Origin of the sequence: Novosphingobium sp. PhB55, from assembly GCF_004368805.1 — a bacterium.
Classification (GTDB): domain Bacteria; phylum Pseudomonadota; class Alphaproteobacteria; order Sphingomonadales; family Sphingomonadaceae; genus Novosphingobium.
The window spans coordinates 198,859-214,507 of record NZ_SODQ01000006.1; the positions used below are offsets into that span (position 1 = coordinate 198,859).

Here is a 15,649-nt window from a genome sequence, read left to right on the forward strand (position 1 = left end):
CAGCCGATGCCAAGGGCCTTGCCGTCAACTTAAGGCGCTTTCCACGAGACCTCGTCGCCCGGCGCGATCCCCAACTGCGCCGCACGCCCCCCGTTCAGCTCGAGCACGGCGATCACCGGACCCGCGGAAGGCAGCGGCGTTTCGTCGTAAGGCCTGGCATTCGCGGCGATGTTCAAGATGCGGTGATCCGGCCCGATAAAGAGCAGATCGAGCGGAATCACCGTGTTACGCATCCAGAAGGCGGCCGGAGCCGGTGCCTTGCGGGGGAAGATCATGCCCTCGTCCACGCCCATTTCGGTGCGGAACATCAGCCCCTTGGCCTGCTCGGCCTCGCTGCGGGCCACTTCGACTTCGAAACCATGCGCCTTGCCCGAGACGCGAACGACCAGGGGAATCACCGGCAGGCCGGAAACCGGATGGATCGCCGTCTTGGTCTGAACGGCGCCGGCAGCCTCGCCCGCGCTCCGGGAGCACCCCGTCGCTGACAGGACCACGCCGGAAACCAGCATGCAGGCAAACAAGGCAGGCAGTTGGCGGATCGGACGCACTCAATAGTCTCCCGTGTCGGATTCGGCCCATTGCTCCGCATCCTCGGCATCGGAGGCATCGACGATACGCCGGGCAATGTCGAGCCGGTGCCCTGCCCGCAGCATCGCCGCCAGATGCTTTTCGCGCAGCGGCCGGTCCGGCGCCTCGGCCGCGAAAGGGCCGAAGCGCCGACGCCGCGCCAGCACCAGCGCCGCACGCCGCTCCGCCGCGGCATCGGGCCGCACTTCCGCGCGCAAGTCCTCCTCCAACCCGGCATGGCCCAGCGCCTCGCCCACCCGGCGCGCGCCATAACCGCGCCGCAACAGGCTGCCGGCCTTCATCCGCGCCCAGACCGCGTCGTCGACATAGCCCTTCTCTACGAAGCGGCCGATCATCGCCTCCAGATCGGGCCGCCCTTCCCCATCCCAGCCCCGTTCGCGGAGCTTGCGCTGCAGATAATCGCGCAGCTTCCCTTGCGTCGTGGCGAAACGCGCGACATAGGCCAGCGCCAATTCTTCCAGGCGGGCCTCGGTCAGGGGTTGCGGATTGCGACGGTTCTCGGACATCTTGCCCTATTCGTGCCACAGTCGGCTCGGATTGGGGAGAGCGCACGGAACCACGTCGTGCGGAATTGCTATGTCCGGTTCAGGTAAGACCGGATAATAGCGCGGGGTTCCGGTGAGAATAAACGGTATAACAACAACGGGTTAGAACGAAATGAACGACACCATCAACGTGGTGCCGCGAGCGAGCGAAGCACTTGTCGCCACCCCGAACCAGGATGCGCTTGCCCGCCGCTTTGCCGATTTCGACACCTTCGGCGATGCGCTGGACTATGCGGCGCAGGGTCAGCGCGGCTTCAATTTCCACGATCCGCGCGGCACGCTGAAACACGTCTATCCGTTCAGCGAACTGCGTACGGATTCGATCAAGGTGGCCCATGCGCTGATCGCGCGCGGCGTGAAGCCGAACGATCGCGTGGCCCTGATCGCGGAAACCGGCGCCGATTTCGCATCGCTTTTCTGCGGCGTGGTCTATGCGGGCGCCTGGCCCGTTCCCCTGCCGCTGCCCACCAGCTTCGGCGGCAAGGACAACTATATCGAGCAACTCTCGGTCCAGCTTTCCAGCTCGGACCCGATGCTCTTGGTCGGTCCGGACGAAATCGCCGAAATGACCGCCAAGGCCGCCGAGCGCCAGGGCTGCGACCATGCCACCTGGGCCGACTTCGCAGCAAAGGACGCGCCGGTCGTGGCGCTTCCCAAGGCCAGCCCGGACGACATCTGCTATCTGCAGTACTCCAGCGGCTCGACCCGCTTCCCCCACGGCGTGGCGGTCACGCACCGTTCGCTCATGTCGAACCTGGCCGCGCATAGCCACGGCATGGAACTGGCCGAAGGCGACCGCTGCATTTCGTGGCTGCCCTGGTACCATGACATGGGCCTGGTCGGCTGCTTCCTCTCGCTGATCGCCAACCAGGTCTCGGGCGACTACCTCAAGACGGAAGATTTCGCCCGCCGCCCGCTGGCATGGCTGGACATGATCACCCGCAACGAAGGCACGTCGATCTCGTATTCGCCCACGTTCGGCTACGACATCTGTGCCCGCCGCATCTCCAGCCAGAGCCCGGTCTCCGATCGCTTCGACCTGTCGCGCTGGCGCCTCGCCGGCAACGGCGCGGACATGATTCGTCCCGACGTGATGCAGAGCTTCGTGAACGCCTTTGCCGACGCGGGCTTCAAGGCTTCGGCCTTCCTGCCCAGCTACGGCCTGGCCGAAGCGACCCTGGCCGTGACCATCATGCCGCCGGGCGAAGGCATCCGCGTGGAACTGGTCGAGGAAGAACGCCTTTCGGGCAGCCCGCGCGACCTCAGTCGCCCGGCCCGCTACCGCGCGATCGTCAACTGCGGCAAGCCCGTGCTCGACATGGAAGTCGTGATCCGCGGCGAAAACGGCGAAAGCCTCTCGGACCACCAGATCGGCAAGGTCTGGTGCCGCGGCACCAGCGTGATGCACTCCTACTTCCGCGACCCCGAAGCGACCGAGGCCTGCCTCGTCGACGGATGGCTGGACACGGGCGACATGGGCTACATGGCCGATGGCTACCTGTTCATCGTCGGCCGGGCGAAGGACATGATCATCATCAACGGCAAGAACCACTGGCCCCAGGACATCGAATGGGCCGTGGAACAGCTGCCGGGCTTCAACCATGGTGACATCGCCGCCTTCTCGGTGGAAATGGACAATGGCGAAGAAGCGCCCGCCGTGCTGGTCCATTGCCGCGTTTCCGATCCGGTGAAGCGCGTGGAACTGCGCGACTTGATCCGCGACAAGGTGCGCTCGATCACCGGCATGAACTGCGTGGTGGAACTCGTTCCGCCCAAGAGCCTGCCCCGCACCAGTTCGGGCAAGCTCAGCCGCGCCAAGGCCAAGAAGCTCTACCTTTCGGGTGAAATCGAGCCCTTCAAGCTCGCCGCCTGAAGCCGGGGTTCAGCAATCGATCGAAGGGCCGGGAAGCGCATGCGTTTTCCGGCCCTTCTCGTTTCAGCCCGTCATCTGCTCAGCGCCTGTCCCGGGATCCGCGCCTTTCCGTCAGCGCGTCGTCATTCGGTCGCCTGAGCCGAGGTCCTCTCGGTCTGCCTCCGCCCAATTCGGATAAGCCGGAAGCGTGACGAGCAACGACCCACCCAGCAGGCATCCCACGGTTCCCGCCCAAAGAAAGGGCTCATAGCCCCCGAAGCCGTCGTAGATCGCCCCTGCCACGAGCGGCCCCAGTCCCGAAGCCAGGGCCACCAGCGCCGACATCAGCCCATAGATCGCGCCGAAATGGCGCATTCCGGCATAGCCGACCGTGAGATAGGCGCAGATCTGCATCTTGGTGCCTGCCGCGTAGCCGTTGACCAGCAAGGCGAAGACGATCGCCACGGTGGAATTCATCGCTACTGTCAGCAGGAAGAAAGTCACCGCGGTGACTCCCACCGTCAGCCCCCCGATCCAGTTGGGCCGGTAGCGGTCGAGCAGCGCCCCGGTCGCGAGCTTGCCGACGATGCCTGCCACGCCGGTCAATGAAGTAAGCCAGGCCGCGCTGCCTCGGCTGATGCCCGATTCGGTGAGGATCGGGAAAAGATGAATGCTGAGGCCGATCGTCAGCAGCATGATCACGAACGTCGAGATCGCCACTTGCCAGAGCGGCCGGCTGCGCAGCGCTTCCTGCCGCGTAAGCCCTGGCAGATGCGCGCTCGACCGAGGGCCGGGCGCCTTGCCGCTGCGTGTCGCGCGGTCGTGTGCGTCATAGAGAAACAGGAAGCAAAGCAGCAGCGAAACGCCGCCCCAGCCCAGTCCGAACCAGACGAAGGCCCCTCGCCAGCCCACTTCCTCGATCAGGAAGTTGCCCAGGGGCGGAACGATCGCCTGCGCCAGGGCCGTGCCAGAAACCGTGCAACCGAGCGCAAGCCCCCGGCCGCGCGTGAACACTCCGGCAACGGCAGCGGTCCAGATCGTCGACTTGATCGTGGTGATGAGAAGCCCGAAGACCAGCCACAGGGCAATCCACTGCGCCTGCGACCCATTGGCCAATGCAAAGGCGCAAGTCGAGCCCATGACGGCCACGATCCCCGGCAGCGCCAGCCGCCGCGAGCCGACCCGATCGATCAGGACCCCGTAGAACGGCGAAAGCACGGCACTGGTAAACGTGGCGATTCCCGGCCCCGCCGAAAGCAACGACCGGCTCCATCCGAACTCGCGCGAGAGCGGCTCCATGAACAGACCGGTCCCCGCAAGCAGCACGGAGAGGAAGGAAAACCCGATAGAGGCGGCCAGGACAAGGGTCCAGCCCGTCTTCCATTCCTGGGCCTGCGTCGGCTCTTTCGGCTCTTCCACGGCGTCTCTCCCTCGCCCTCCAGACTAGAGGGATCGGAAAAAACGCCAATCGCCAGGACGATAACCCTCGCCGCGGCGAGTCAGATCTTGCGGTGCAGTTCCAGATAATCGCGCGGAATGCTCAGCGCTTCCTTGGCGACCTGGGTTTCGCGCAGGAACAGCAGCAAGGCCACCAGCAGGAGCACGATCGAGGCTAGGAAGATGATCGCCGCTGCGCCGTGCATGTCCAGTCCCGCCAGCCCCTGAAGGAACAGCACGGCGACAGTCGTGCCGATGCACAGACCCGACAGCACCATGAAGCGGATGGCATTGGTGATGATCGAGATGCGCTTGTCTACCAGTCTGATCTCCAGCACGACCATGTCGTGTTCCGCGCCATCCGTCTGGTTATGGCGCTCCTGAAGATAGCGCGCACGGTCCACCACCCGGCCGAGCCGAGTGGACAGGATGTTCAGGATATTGCCTATGGCCACAAGCACGAAAACCGGCGTGAGGGCCAATTGAATGGTCTGGACGATCATGGCGTTGTCTGTTGTGAACACGCCTCAGCCTGCACAGGCCCTCGCCAGAAGGCAAACGCCGTCTTCCGGAAATTCCACAAGATCCAGCGACTTTGCCAGCGCGCAGCCACCCGGAGCGATCAAATCGCCGGCGACCGTGAATGTGCCCTCGCGCGGAATGACCAGAAGGGCATCGGGATAACGCGCGGCGATCTCGGCGGTCGGCCGTCCGTGGACCTGGTCGAGCAGGAACAGCGGGCCGTCCACCAGCACGGCACTGCCTTCGGCCGGAACGCGCTTGTGCCAGCGCGCCAGGTCATAGACCTCGCCCTTGGCGACGGCCATGCCGTCATCAAGATGAAGTTCGCGCGGCCGGCCATAGTCATAGAGCCGGTACGTGATGTCGCTGTTCTGCTGCACTTCGATCAGGCTGACGCCCACGCCGATGGCATGAACGGTATTGGCCGGGATGTAGAAGAAGTCCCCCGGCAGCACTTCGTGCCAGGTCATGAGTTCCTCGATCGAGCCGTCGAGAGAGGACTCGCGCATCTTGTCCGCGCCGATGGGGGCATCGAAGCCGATCCCCAGCGTGGCGCCGGGCTCTGCATCGACGATCAGCCAGCACTCTTCCTTGCCCTGCCGTCCCAGACCCTTTGCCTCAGTCTGCGCATCGGTGGGATGGACCTGCACGGAGAGCTTCTCGCTGGTGAAGATGTACTTCACCAGCAAGTCCGGCAGCCCGGCCGGAGGCTCGAACCAGATCTCTCCGATCCGCGCGCCCTCGGGCGCCTTGAACGGCGCCGGCAGCACATCCTTGCCCCAGGGCTTTTCAACCTGGCGGATCGGCAGTGCAGCAGTCATCGATAGTTCCTTACTGGTTCACGGCTCCGGAGAGCTTTCCGACCTTTTGCACACCGTCAACGGTCGTGACCAGCACATCGTTGCCGTCGATGACGACGATCACGTTTTCCAGCCCGATCACCGACACCCGCGGCCCGTCACTGTCGACCAGCACGTTGCGGCAATCGACCATCTCGACCGCGCCGCTGCCGCGTACGGAATTGCCGTGTTCGTCCCGCGCGAGCGCATCGTGCAGGGCCTGCCAGTTGCCGATGTCCGACCATTCCATGTCGGCCGGCACCAATGCGGCACGGCGGGTATTTTCCATGACCGCATAGTCCACCGAATCGCTTTCGACTTCAGCGAAAATGGCGGCGTCCGGGTGGAAGCGGTGGCCGTCCTCCGCGCCCTTCTCGACCGCTTCGCGCACTTTCGCCGCGATCTGCGGACGATGCGCGGCAAGCTCAGCCATGAAGTCGCCCACGCGGAAAGCGAAGATGCCTCCATTCCAGGCGTAGTTTCCTTCCGCAAGGAATGCCCTGGCGCGCTCGATATCCGGCTTCTCGACGAACTGGGCGGTACGGAAGGCCATCTCATGGCCTTCGATAGCCTCGCCGCGCTTGAGATAGCCGAAGCCCGTTTCCGGTGCCGTGGCTTCGATGCCGAAGGAGACCAACCAGCCTTCGGTGGCCAGCTGGGCGGCAGCGCAGGCCGCCTTTACGAAGACTTCGGGCCGGCCGATGTGGTGGTCGCTGGGGCAGACCAGCATCACGGCATCATCCGGCAAGCGGCAGGCGGCCAGCGCGATGGCCGCCGCGGTATTGCGCGCTGCCGGCTCAACGATCACCGAAGCGCCTTCGACGCCGCGAAGCTGGGCCTCGACATGTTCGAGATGCCGGGTCCCCGTGACCACGACCGGCGCCGAAAATCCACCGGCCGCAGGACAACGGGCAACGGTCGCCTCGAAAAGCGTGGAATCGCCCACCAGCGGCAGGAAAGGCTTTGGCATGGCAGCGCGGCTGCGCGGCCAGAGCCGGGTGCCACTGCCGCCGCAGAGAATGACGGGTACGATTTCGGGCATGAGGCTCGCAGTGTGAAAGGGGAGGGAATTTTCCGGCGCGCTATTAGCCGCACCTTCGACCAATGCAACAGGATCGATCCAGTCAGACTTCATCATTCACTCCTGCACGGGCGTATTCGGGCTTTGCCGCAAGCACGCCTTTTTGAACCGCGATCGATCGATCATGACCCATGCCGAACGTTAGCGCGAAGCCCGGCGCTCGTCTTCGCATAACGAGACCAACTGGACCAACACTGCGCCGCATGGAAAGATCCCCCGTTATATTCGCTTACGGCGGTCTTGAGGAACCATCGCTGCCGCCATCCATAATCCGCCTCGACCGGATTGCCGCTGGCGTCCTGCGCCGGTTTGAAGCGGAAACGCTCCGCCGCGAGCCGGCAGGTTATGCGATCGGCTTCGGCATCCGGGCTGGCCTGGACCACCCGGCACCCTTTCACCCGGCCATCCGTACCGACCCGAAGCGCGACGACGACTTGCGTTCCCAGGCGCAGGTCCCTGCTCTTGCGGGGATAGTCGCTGGCGGAATTGATGTCTCCGGCGATCTTCACCGGTTTGGTGGCAATTCCCCCGCCGCCTCCGGTTCCAGCACCGCTTGCCCCGGAACCGGGGCCAGCCCCGGCGCCCGAACCTCCCGTGCCGGCGCCTTCCAGTCCGGCGCCCGAAGCGTTCTGCGTCCCTTGACCGACCACCTGCGGCGCCTGGGTTGGCTTGACGGTCACGGCCGCCTTGGGAGCCGTCACGGCACGAGGTTCTGCGCGCTTGGCGGGCGCCCCGGCCGCGCCCTCTTCCCGGACGCGCGAGGTATGCGATGCCGGCGTCGTCGCCGGACTCGGGGGTGCGGAAGGCGGATCGAGCGGAACGTCGAACGTCCGGGTCAGCGACCCCATGATCGTCGTGGCCAATTGCGGCGTAAAAGCGCGGATCAGCACGAGGATCACCGCAATGTGGAGCGCCGCCACCAGCAGGATCGCCGCCAGCCGCGTTCGCCGCCCCGGCTCAAGATCGGCTCCGCTCATGCCGGTGGGATGCCACGGCGTTCAACGCCCTGACAACCCCGGCGAGCGTTTTGACAAGCCGGCGAAGATCGGGGCATTCTCCTTTGCGAACAACAATTCGCCCCGCCGACAAAGCTGGGCGTCGGGAGAGGAAACGACATGGGCTTCGAGGCAACGCAATGTCATCACGAGGGCACGGCGATGAACGGGCGCCTGACGAGGAGCTTGGGTTTGCCCAATGGCGGCACTGTCCTGATGTTTCCGGGCGCCACCGGCCCCAGCCCGAGTTTCGATGCGGCCATGGAGGAACTGGCCGATGCGGGCTATCTCGTGGTTCATGCCAATGTCTATGGCGAGGAGGTGGACATGGCCTCTTCGCAAACGGCAGGCCAGGGATTCGCGGCGCTCATGGCGGAACCGGCGCGGCTTCGCGGCCGGGTCCTGGCCTGGTTCGAACATGTTCGCGAGCTTGACGGAGTCGATCCATACCGCATGGCCGCGCTCGGATACTGCTTCGGTGGCAAGTGCGTTCTCGAACTCGCGCGCAGCGGGGCGGCCGTGCGGGCAGTGTCGAGTTTTCACGGGTTGCTGACCACCCATGCACCGGCGCAACCCGGGATCGTCAGTGCCCGCGTCGCAGTGTGGACCGGCGGCGACGATCCCTACGCGCCAAGGCCGGACGCGGACGCACTCCAGGCGGAAATGGATGCCGCGGGGGTCGACTACCAATTCACTCTTTTCGCCAAGGCGCGGCACGCCTTCATGGACCCCAACCACGACGGCTTCGCACCGGGCATCGTCTACGACCGGACGGCACACCGGATCGCCTGGGCAGGCACGCGGGCGCTCCTGTCGGAGACCATCGGCGGCCAGCCTGGTTAGCGCTGGAAAGTTCTACAGCCCCAACAGGGCATGGCTCTCGTGCCGTGCCACGGCTTTCCCGAGGCGATCGACGAACTCGACGATGATCGGCGGATCGACCCTTCGGGTGATGGACCAAAGATAGAATCCATAGATCGCCGCTTCCCGGTACTGGAGCCAGGCCTCGTCCTCGTCAGGCATGGTCAGGCCATGGCCGCGCATCATCGCCAGATATTCGCGGAGCAGTCGCCGTTCCTCGGCCTCGGCCAGCGCAGGGGGCAGTACGGCATTGATGTGATAGGCCACGTCCAGCGCCCAGCCGCCGCGCTGGAGCAATTGCCAGTCGATCAGCCCCATGCCCCCGTTCCAACGAAACACGTTCCCCGCATGAGCATCGCCATGAACAAGGAACTGCGGCCGTGACGCATCGCGCGCGGCCAGCGCCTTCAACGCCGCAATCAGACGCGGGGCATCGCGCACCGAACGCGGAAGGCCGTCTCCGCGCGGCCCGTCTAGAAGTTCCTGCAGGGTCTCGGGCGTAACATAGCGCATTTCGGCCAGTTGCGAGAGACGTGGGCGGATCCAGGTGAACTCCGTCAACACCGCGCTGCGAGCATGGAGATGCGCGATCTGGCCCAGGCTGGACAGCGCGTCGCCTGCCGAGAAGCTGTCGAGCGCGGAGCAGAACACCGCCCCCTGGACGATGAGATCGCGCATCACGGTCACCGCCTGCTGCCGCTCGCGATCGATCACGGTGGCGATGCAATCAGGCACGGTGCAATCGACGAGCTGGGCCAGCCTGCCGTAGAAATCGGCCTCGAGCACGCAAGTCGGCCCGCCCCGCGCCGTCATCTCGTCCACATCGAGCAAGCCTTTGAGGCAATAGGCGCCCTGCCCGCCGTCCTCGAATGTCACGGTAAAGCGGACTTTGGTGGCAACGGTGCGGATCACTTCCACCGCCTGGGCGCTGCGTACGGTCCGCCCCAGAACCTGGGTCAGCCACGCGGGCGCAAGTGCGGCCGCCAGCGTGGCCGGTACTTCGGCCGAGACCAGTCGGGGTGCTTCGCGTGTAAGAGCATCCGGCATGTCCTGTTCTCCCGCTGCCGGTCGAGTCCGGCTTGTCCAATTCTCTATTTCGGTACATAATTCGCAATAGAGAATTTATCGCGCCTGCGAAGTCCGGTCCAGTCGAGTCTGGCAGGGCGCGATGTCGGGAGAGTTGCAACGATGGGCAGGCCGCTGGAAGGCATCAAGGTCGTAGAAGTGGCGATGTGGGCTTTCGTGCCGGCATGCGGCGGAATGCTCGCCGACCTGGGCGCGGAAGTGATCAAGATCGAGCCGCCGAGCGGTGATCCGCTGCGCGGCCTCAAGATCGTCTCTCTCGGTGGCGGGGAAAGCGCGTTCGATTACTCCTGGGAGAGCTACAATCGCGGCAAACGCTCGGTAACGCTCGATCTCAAGCAGGAGGCTGGGCGCGCCGTGCTCGACCGGCTGCTGGAGGGGGCCGACGTGTTCCTCACCAACTTGCTCCCCCCGGCGCGCCGGTCCATGCGAATCGATGCGGAAACGCTGCGCGCCGCTTTTCCCAACCTGATCTATGCCAGCGGCAGCGCGCTTGGCCCCAACGGACCGGAGAGCGACAAGGGCGGCTATGATGCCATCACGTTCTGGGCGCGCGGCGGCATTGCCTCCTCGCTCACGGGGGAGGATGCCGTGCAACCTGTCGGCCCGCCTGGACCGGCCTTCGGCGATACCCTGTCCGGCGCCATGCTGGCCGGCGGAGTCTGCGCCGCGATCGCCCGGCGCGCGCTTACGGGCGAAGCGGGCGAAGTGGACGTTTCGCTGCTAGGCGCAGCGCTGTGGTCGCAGCAGCGGTCGATCTGCCAGGCCACCGCAGATGGCTTGCGCAAGTTCGCCCGGCCCGATCCGGCGCGGCCGCACAATGTGCTCGTCGCCAATTATCGCACGAGCGATGGGCGCTTCGTGGCGCTCTGCATGCTGCAGGCGGATCGCTACTGGGCGCGGTTCTGCGACGTGGCAGGCCGACCGGACCTGGCCGAAGACCTGCGCTTCGCCAACAGTGCGGCCAGACGCGAGAATCTGACGGACTGCCTTGCCGCCATGACCGCCCTCTTCGCTTCCAGACCGCTGGCGGAATGGAAGGAAATTCTCGCCCGGCAGGACGGCCAGTGGGACGTGGTGCAGGACGTGGGCGAAATCGCTGACGACCTGCAGGTCCAGGCAAACGGCTATCTCAAGCAGGTTCCCGCAGGCGATGGCATGAGCCTGCCGATGGTCTCGGTACCCATCCTGTTCGAAGGGGCGCCGCTGCCCTCCACCCGCTCGCCCGAACTGGGCGCCGACAGCGACACTGTCCTGGCTGGCCTCGGCTACGGCGAGGACGAGATCATCGACCTCAAGGTCCAGGGCGTGGTGTTCTGAGCGTGGCACCAAAGCTCCCCCGCCTCGAACCGGATACCGCCTTTTTCTGGACTTCGGGTGCCGATGGCAAACTGCGCATCCAGCACTGCGCCGATTGCGGGCAGTGGCAGCACCCGCCTCTGCCCCGCTGCGCCTCCTGCGGCAGCGAGGCGGTCTCACCGGAGCCGGTCTCAGGCAGAGGACGCATCGCCAGCTATACCGTCAACCGGGAGGCCTGGCTGCCCGATATGGCCGTTCCCTTCGTCTTCGCCGCGGTCGAACTGGCCGAACAGGCGGGGCTCTACGTCTTCACCAACCTCAAGGCCCCGATCGAGGAGGCACGGCGCGGGCTTCCGGTGACAGTCGCTTTCGAGCAGCAGGACGATGTCTGGCTGCCGATGTTCCGGCCGGAGGCGTCGTGATCCCGCTTCCCGAGAAGAGCGTCTGCATAACCGGCGCGGCCCAATCCGAAGTCGCGCGGCCATCGCAGCGCAGCGCCTTGCAACTCACCGCCGATGCCTGCCTTGCCGCCATTGCCGACGCCGGGCTGTCCGTTGCGGAGATCGACGGGATCGCCACTTATCCCGGCAAGTCCGCGGAAGGCGGCGGCATTGCCCCGGTCAGCCCCTCGGAAGCCGCCGAAGTTCTGGGCATCACGCCGCGCTGGATCCTCGCCTCCTCCGAAGGCTTCAGCCACATGGCGCCGATATTCAACGCCGTGACCGCAATCGCCTGCGGCCTGGCGCGCCATGTCGTGGTGTTTCGCACCGTCGCCCAGGCCAGCGCCCGGCGGCAGGCCCGCGCCTCCACGCTTCTGTCCGGCGGCAGGGACCGCGTGGAGGGCAACAATGCCTGGACCGTCCCATTCGACGCCGTTTCGCCCGTCAACACTTTCGCGCTCTATGCCCAGGCCTATTTCGACCGTTATGGCGCCAACGAAGCGCAGCTTGGCGCCATCGCCGTAACCAGCCGCGCTCATGCGGCGCTCAATCCCGCCGCCATATACCGCGAGCCGATCACGCTGGACGATTACCTCGCCTCGCGCGTGGTTTCTTCGCCGCTCCGGCTCTACGACTGCGATGCCCATGTCGACGGCGCTACCGCGCTGGTGCTCTCGCACCGCGATGCCGCCGCCGACTTGCGCAATCCACCTCTCCATGTCGAGGCCATGGGCATGGCGGTCGGGGGCCTGTGGACCGGACGGCATGAAGGCGACTTCACCAGCCTGCCCGCCGCCCATCGCGCCGGCGAAATGCTGTGGTCCCGCACCGACCTGACGCCGGACCGGATCGACTGCGCGCAGATCTACGACGGCTTCTCGATCTTCGTCTGGCTGTGGCTGGAGGCGTTGGGGCTGGTGCCAAGCGGAGAGGCCTGCCGGTTCACCGAAGGCGGTTCGCGGATCGGACTGGGCGGAGAACTGCCGCTCAACACCGGAGGCGGCCAGCTCTCCGCCGGGCGACTCCATGGCTATGGCCATATCCATGAAGCCTGCGTGCAACTCTGGCAGCGCGGCGGCGAACGGCAGGTAGCCGGTGCCCGCAACGCGATCGTTTCCAACGGGGGCTACGGATACGGCGCGATGCTCCTGCGACGGGACTGACGGGGCTGGCGATACTTGACTCTTAAGTTCGTTATATCGATACTTCATTCACAATAACGAATTCATGAGAGGAGTTGGGAGATGAGCGAGGCTGATCCAGCCATCGGCGCCAAGGCCGTGACCCATTGGCCTTACGGCCCGATCTTCGACGCCGATGCCCACATCGATCCGCCGCATGACATGTGGAAGGACTACCTCCCCACGCACCTCAAGGACCGCGCACCGTTCATCGAGCATGGCGAGGACGGAGACTACATCTGCTTCGAGGGCAATCGCCGGCCTTTCATGATGATCAACAACCAGGCGGGGCGCGAAGGACAGAACTTCAAGATGAAGGGCCGCCTTGCCGACCAGCGCAAGGTCTGGGATCCGGCCACGCGGCTTGCCGACATGGACGCCGACGGCATGGATGCCGCGCTGCTGTTCGGCGGCGGCCCGCTCGGCTCGTTCGACAACGAACTCTACATCGCCAGCTATGAAGCCTACCAGAACTGGGTGCTGGACTTCTGCTCCGCCGCGCCGGAGCGCCTCTTCCCCGTGGGCTACGTGCCGATGCGTGACGTGGACGAGACGGTGGAACATGTCCGCCGCCTGGCGGGCAAGGGCTTCCGGGCGATCAACCTTCCCGCCTTCCCGCAGAACCCCGATGCCTGGAACACCAGTTCGGGCGTTGCGGCGCTGAAATCCGGGCAGGTCTCCGCGCTAACCGGCGACCCCAGGGGGAGCCTGCAATATTACCAGCCGGAGTTCGACCGCCTCTGGGCCGCGCTCTGCGACCATGACCTTGTTGCCACGTTCCACCTCGGTGCGCGCGTTCCCCGCTTCGGGGAGAAGCAGTTCTTCCTGCCCGACATGCCGATGAGTAAGCTGGCCATGGCCGAGCCGATCGGCATCCTCATCTACAACGGCGTCTTCGACCGCTTCCCCGCGCTGCGGGTAGGATCGATGGAAAGCGGCGTGGGCTGGTTCGCATGGTATGCCGAATACAACGACCGGACCTGGGAGAAGCAACGTTTCTGGACCGAATCGCCCCTGAAGAACCCGCCAAGCTGGTACATGAATCGAAACCTGTTCGGCTCGTTCATCCAGGACCGGGCAGGCATTCTCAACCGCGACCTGCCGGGCGGACGCAACATCATGTGGTCCTCGGACTATCCCCATTCCGAAACAACCTTCCCCCGCTCGCGCGAGGTGATCCTGCGCGACTTCGAAGGTGTCCCGGAAGCGGATGTGCGGGCCATCGTCCATGACAACTGCCGGCGAATGCTGGCGCTTTCCTGAACGCTGGCGCGCGGGTCACCGGCGGTTCCCTCCTGCCGCTCGAACGGTCATAAGGGGCTTCGGCCGCTCTTGGCCGGCCGACGAGGAGCAGCCATGGAAATTCGGCCATACCGCGATGAGGACTTCTCCGGTGTGAAAGCCCTGTGGGAAGAGGCCTTCCCTCACGATCCGCCTGCGAACCGGGCGGAAATCGCCATTCCCGCGAAACTTGCCGTGCAAGGCGAACTGCTGTTCGTGGCCTGTGACGGTGAGAGCGTTACCGGCACCGTCATGGCCGGTTACGACGGGCATCGGGGATGGCTCTACTCGGTCGCGGTGCGCGGTGACAGCCGGCGCAGCGGCCTTGGCACCCGGCTTGTCCGCCATGCCGAGCAAGCCTTGCTGGCGATGGATTGCGCGAAGATAAACCTTCAGGTCAGGTCGACGAACGCGGCCGTAGTGGCCTTCTACGAGGCCCTCGGCTACGCGGTGGAGGACCGCATCAGTCTGGGCAAGCGGTTCTGACCCTGCCGACGCGCGGCGCCCGAAGACGGGCGCCGGACACCTTACGCGGCATGCACTTTCAGCCGCCGCGCCATGGCTGCCTCATCCATGATCCGGGTGCCGCGCAAATGGCCGAGGCGGATACCGGTGCAGGTCATCTTGAACCTGGCGAAATCCTCGTACCATTCGAGATCGGCCGCCGACTTGCCGGTAAGCTCTTCCCAGAGCACGACGGTTTCCTCGCGGCTGCCCATGCCTTCCAGCGGCGCGCCGTAAGTCGAGCCGGGACCATGCATGGTGTCGGCAATGACGCAAAACCAGGCCAAATCGTGAAGCGCGCCGCCCAGCGAAGGCTGCTCCCAATCCATGACGGCCACCACATCGAAGTTCGCGTCGAACATCATGTTGCCGATCCGCGCATCGCCCCAGACCAGGCCTTCGGGCCGGTTGGCCGGCCACAACGATCGCAACCGGTCCAGCGCCTCGGTGAGCACTGGAAGCGGCTCGACTTCCTGCAGCCAGCGGGCGAAGCGCAAGTATTTGTTCCACTCCTGCTCCAGCCCCCGCTCGCCCGCAGGTCCTGCCAGGAAATCCAGTCCCGCCAGCGGCACCCGCTGAACGGCAGCGAGTTGCTCCACGGCATTGCGCCAGAGCACGCGGCGCTGCTCCGGCGCCGCATCCCTGAGCCAACCCTCGCGCGCGTAAGGGGGGATCGAAACCGGCACTTGCCCGGACTTGCGCTCCATCACGAAGAACGGTCTGCCAAGCAGCGCCGCGTCTTCCTCGAACCAGAGCGGCCGGGCGACGCGCACGCTTTCGCCGCGCGCCAGGGTGTCCATCACCCGGTACTGCTGCACGAACAGGTCATCGGGAAAGACCGTGAAGCCGCCCGGCTTGATCCGGACGACGCAGCCCTGCTCCCGCGCCCGGCCCTGCTCGATCCAGCGTGCATCGAACAGGATCGTCTCGTGGCTTTGCCCCGCACCCCGCGGATAGGCGAGATTGTGGACTTCGACATCGCTCGCATCGGGCAACTTGCCGGCAAGCCATTCCGCCAGGAGGGTTCCCAGCTCCGCAAGGTCACGGGTTTCCGGCGCGACGATCACGTCCGACATCCAGCACTCTCCCCAATCGCTAAATTCTAAATAGCGAATTTATTTTCGCTAAAATTGATAGAGCG

16 protein-coding genes are annotated in these 15,649 nt (G+C 65.3%); 7 read left to right on the plus strand and 9 right to left on the minus strand.

Annotated features, from left to right (window positions below; all coding sequences use genetic code 11):
• Window positions 1-29: 29 nt before the first annotated feature.
• Together EDF57_RS16255 and EDF57_RS16260 are read right to left on the minus strand one after the other, a co-directional pair.
• Window positions 30-548, minus strand: a complete 519-nt coding sequence (locus tag EDF57_RS16255; RefSeq protein WP_243841102.1) for a DUF192 domain-containing protein — start codon at window positions 546-548, stop codon at window positions 30-32.
• Window positions 549-1,094, minus strand: a complete 546-nt coding sequence (locus tag EDF57_RS16260; RefSeq protein WP_134095025.1) for a RecX family transcriptional regulator — start codon at window positions 1,092-1,094, stop codon at window positions 549-551.
• Window positions 1,095-1,245: 151 nt separating this feature from the next.
• Here EDF57_RS16260 and EDF57_RS16265 point away from each other — a divergent pair, with 151 nt between their 5' ends.
• Window positions 1,246-3,006: a fatty acyl-AMP ligase gene (locus EDF57_RS16265; RefSeq protein WP_132261984.1), complete on the plus strand. Its 1,761-nt coding sequence runs from the start codon at window positions 1,246-1,248 to the stop codon at window positions 3,004-3,006.
• Window positions 3,007-3,117: 111 nt separating this feature from the next.
• Here the strand turns inward: EDF57_RS16265 and EDF57_RS16270 are convergent, their stop codons facing one another.
• From EDF57_RS16270 to EDF57_RS16290, 5 genes are all read right to left on the minus strand, one after another.
• Complete coding sequence (locus tag EDF57_RS16270) at window positions 3,118-4,404, minus strand: MFS transporter (protein ID WP_134095026.1); 1,287 nt, start codon at window positions 4,402-4,404, stop codon at window positions 3,118-3,120.
• 80 nt (window positions 4,405-4,484) lie between these two features.
• Window positions 4,485-4,946 (minus strand): DUF2721 domain-containing protein, encoded by a 462-nt coding sequence (locus tag EDF57_RS16275; protein WP_243654022.1) that lies wholly within the window; start codon window positions 4,944-4,946, stop codon window positions 4,485-4,487.
• Between the two features lie 3 nt (window positions 4,947-4,949).
• Window positions 4,950-5,765, minus strand: a complete 816-nt coding sequence (locus EDF57_RS16280) for a class I mannose-6-phosphate isomerase (protein WP_134095027.1) — start codon at window positions 5,763-5,765, stop codon at window positions 4,950-4,952.
• 10 nt (window positions 5,766-5,775) lie between these two features.
• Window positions 5,776-6,825 carry a sugar phosphate nucleotidyltransferase gene (locus EDF57_RS16285; RefSeq protein ID WP_134095028.1) on the minus strand — a complete coding sequence of 350 codons (1,050 nt, stop codon included), beginning with the start codon at window positions 6,823-6,825 and terminating at the stop codon, window positions 5,776-5,778.
• A gap of 161 nt (window positions 6,826-6,986) precedes the next feature.
• A complete protein-coding gene (locus tag EDF57_RS16290; RefSeq protein ID WP_134095029.1) occupies window positions 6,987-7,841 on the minus strand; it encodes a TonB family protein in 855 nt (284 codons plus the stop codon).
• Between the two features lie 138 nt (window positions 7,842-7,979).
• Between EDF57_RS16290 and EDF57_RS16295 the strand changes: the two genes are divergently transcribed.
• Entirely contained in the window at window positions 7,980-8,702 is a 723-nt protein-coding gene (locus EDF57_RS16295; protein WP_134095030.1) for a dienelactone hydrolase family protein, read from the plus strand.
• Window positions 8,703-8,714: 12 nt separating this feature from the next.
• Here the strand turns inward: EDF57_RS16295 and EDF57_RS16300 are convergent, their stop codons facing one another.
• Window positions 8,715-9,767 (minus strand): aminoglycoside phosphotransferase family protein, encoded by a 1,053-nt coding sequence (locus tag EDF57_RS16300; RefSeq protein WP_134095031.1) that lies wholly within the window; start codon window positions 9,765-9,767, stop codon window positions 8,715-8,717.
• A 141-nt stretch (window positions 9,768-9,908) separates the two neighbouring features.
• On the opposite strand from EDF57_RS16300, the gene EDF57_RS16305 reads away from it, so the two are divergent.
• The 5 genes from EDF57_RS16305 (at window position 9,909) to EDF57_RS16325 (ending at window position 14,490) form a co-directional block, all read left to right on the plus strand.
• Window positions 9,909-11,123, plus strand: coding sequence for a CoA transferase (locus tag EDF57_RS16305; RefSeq protein ID WP_134095032.1), 1,215 nt, complete (start codon window positions 9,909-9,911; stop codon window positions 11,121-11,123).
• Window positions 11,124-11,125: 2 nt separating this feature from the next.
• Window positions 11,126-11,524, plus strand: coding sequence for a zinc ribbon domain-containing protein (locus tag EDF57_RS16310; RefSeq protein ID WP_243841103.1), 399 nt, complete (start codon window positions 11,126-11,128; stop codon window positions 11,522-11,524).
• Window positions 11,521-12,705, plus strand: coding sequence for a thiolase family protein (locus EDF57_RS16315; RefSeq protein WP_134095034.1), 1,185 nt, complete (start codon window positions 11,521-11,523; stop codon window positions 12,703-12,705). Before EDF57_RS16310 ends, EDF57_RS16315 begins: the two co-directional genes overlap by 4 nt.
• Window positions 12,706-12,786: 81 nt before the next feature.
• The gene (locus EDF57_RS16320; RefSeq protein ID WP_134095035.1) at window positions 12,787-13,986 is read left to right on the plus strand and encodes an amidohydrolase family protein; all 1,200 of its coding nucleotides are present in this window, start codon (window positions 12,787-12,789) and stop codon (window positions 13,984-13,986) included.
• Between the two features lie 93 nt (window positions 13,987-14,079).
• Complete coding sequence (locus tag EDF57_RS16325) at window positions 14,080-14,490, plus strand: GNAT family acetyltransferase (RefSeq protein ID WP_134095036.1); 411 nt, start codon at window positions 14,080-14,082, stop codon at window positions 14,488-14,490.
• A gap of 41 nt (window positions 14,491-14,531) precedes the next feature.
• Here the strand turns inward: EDF57_RS16325 and EDF57_RS16330 are convergent, their stop codons facing one another.
• Window positions 14,532-15,584, minus strand: coding sequence for a phosphotransferase family protein (locus EDF57_RS16330; RefSeq protein WP_134095037.1), 1,053 nt, complete (start codon window positions 15,582-15,584; stop codon window positions 14,532-14,534).
• Between the last annotated feature and the right edge of the window lie 65 nt (window positions 15,585-15,649).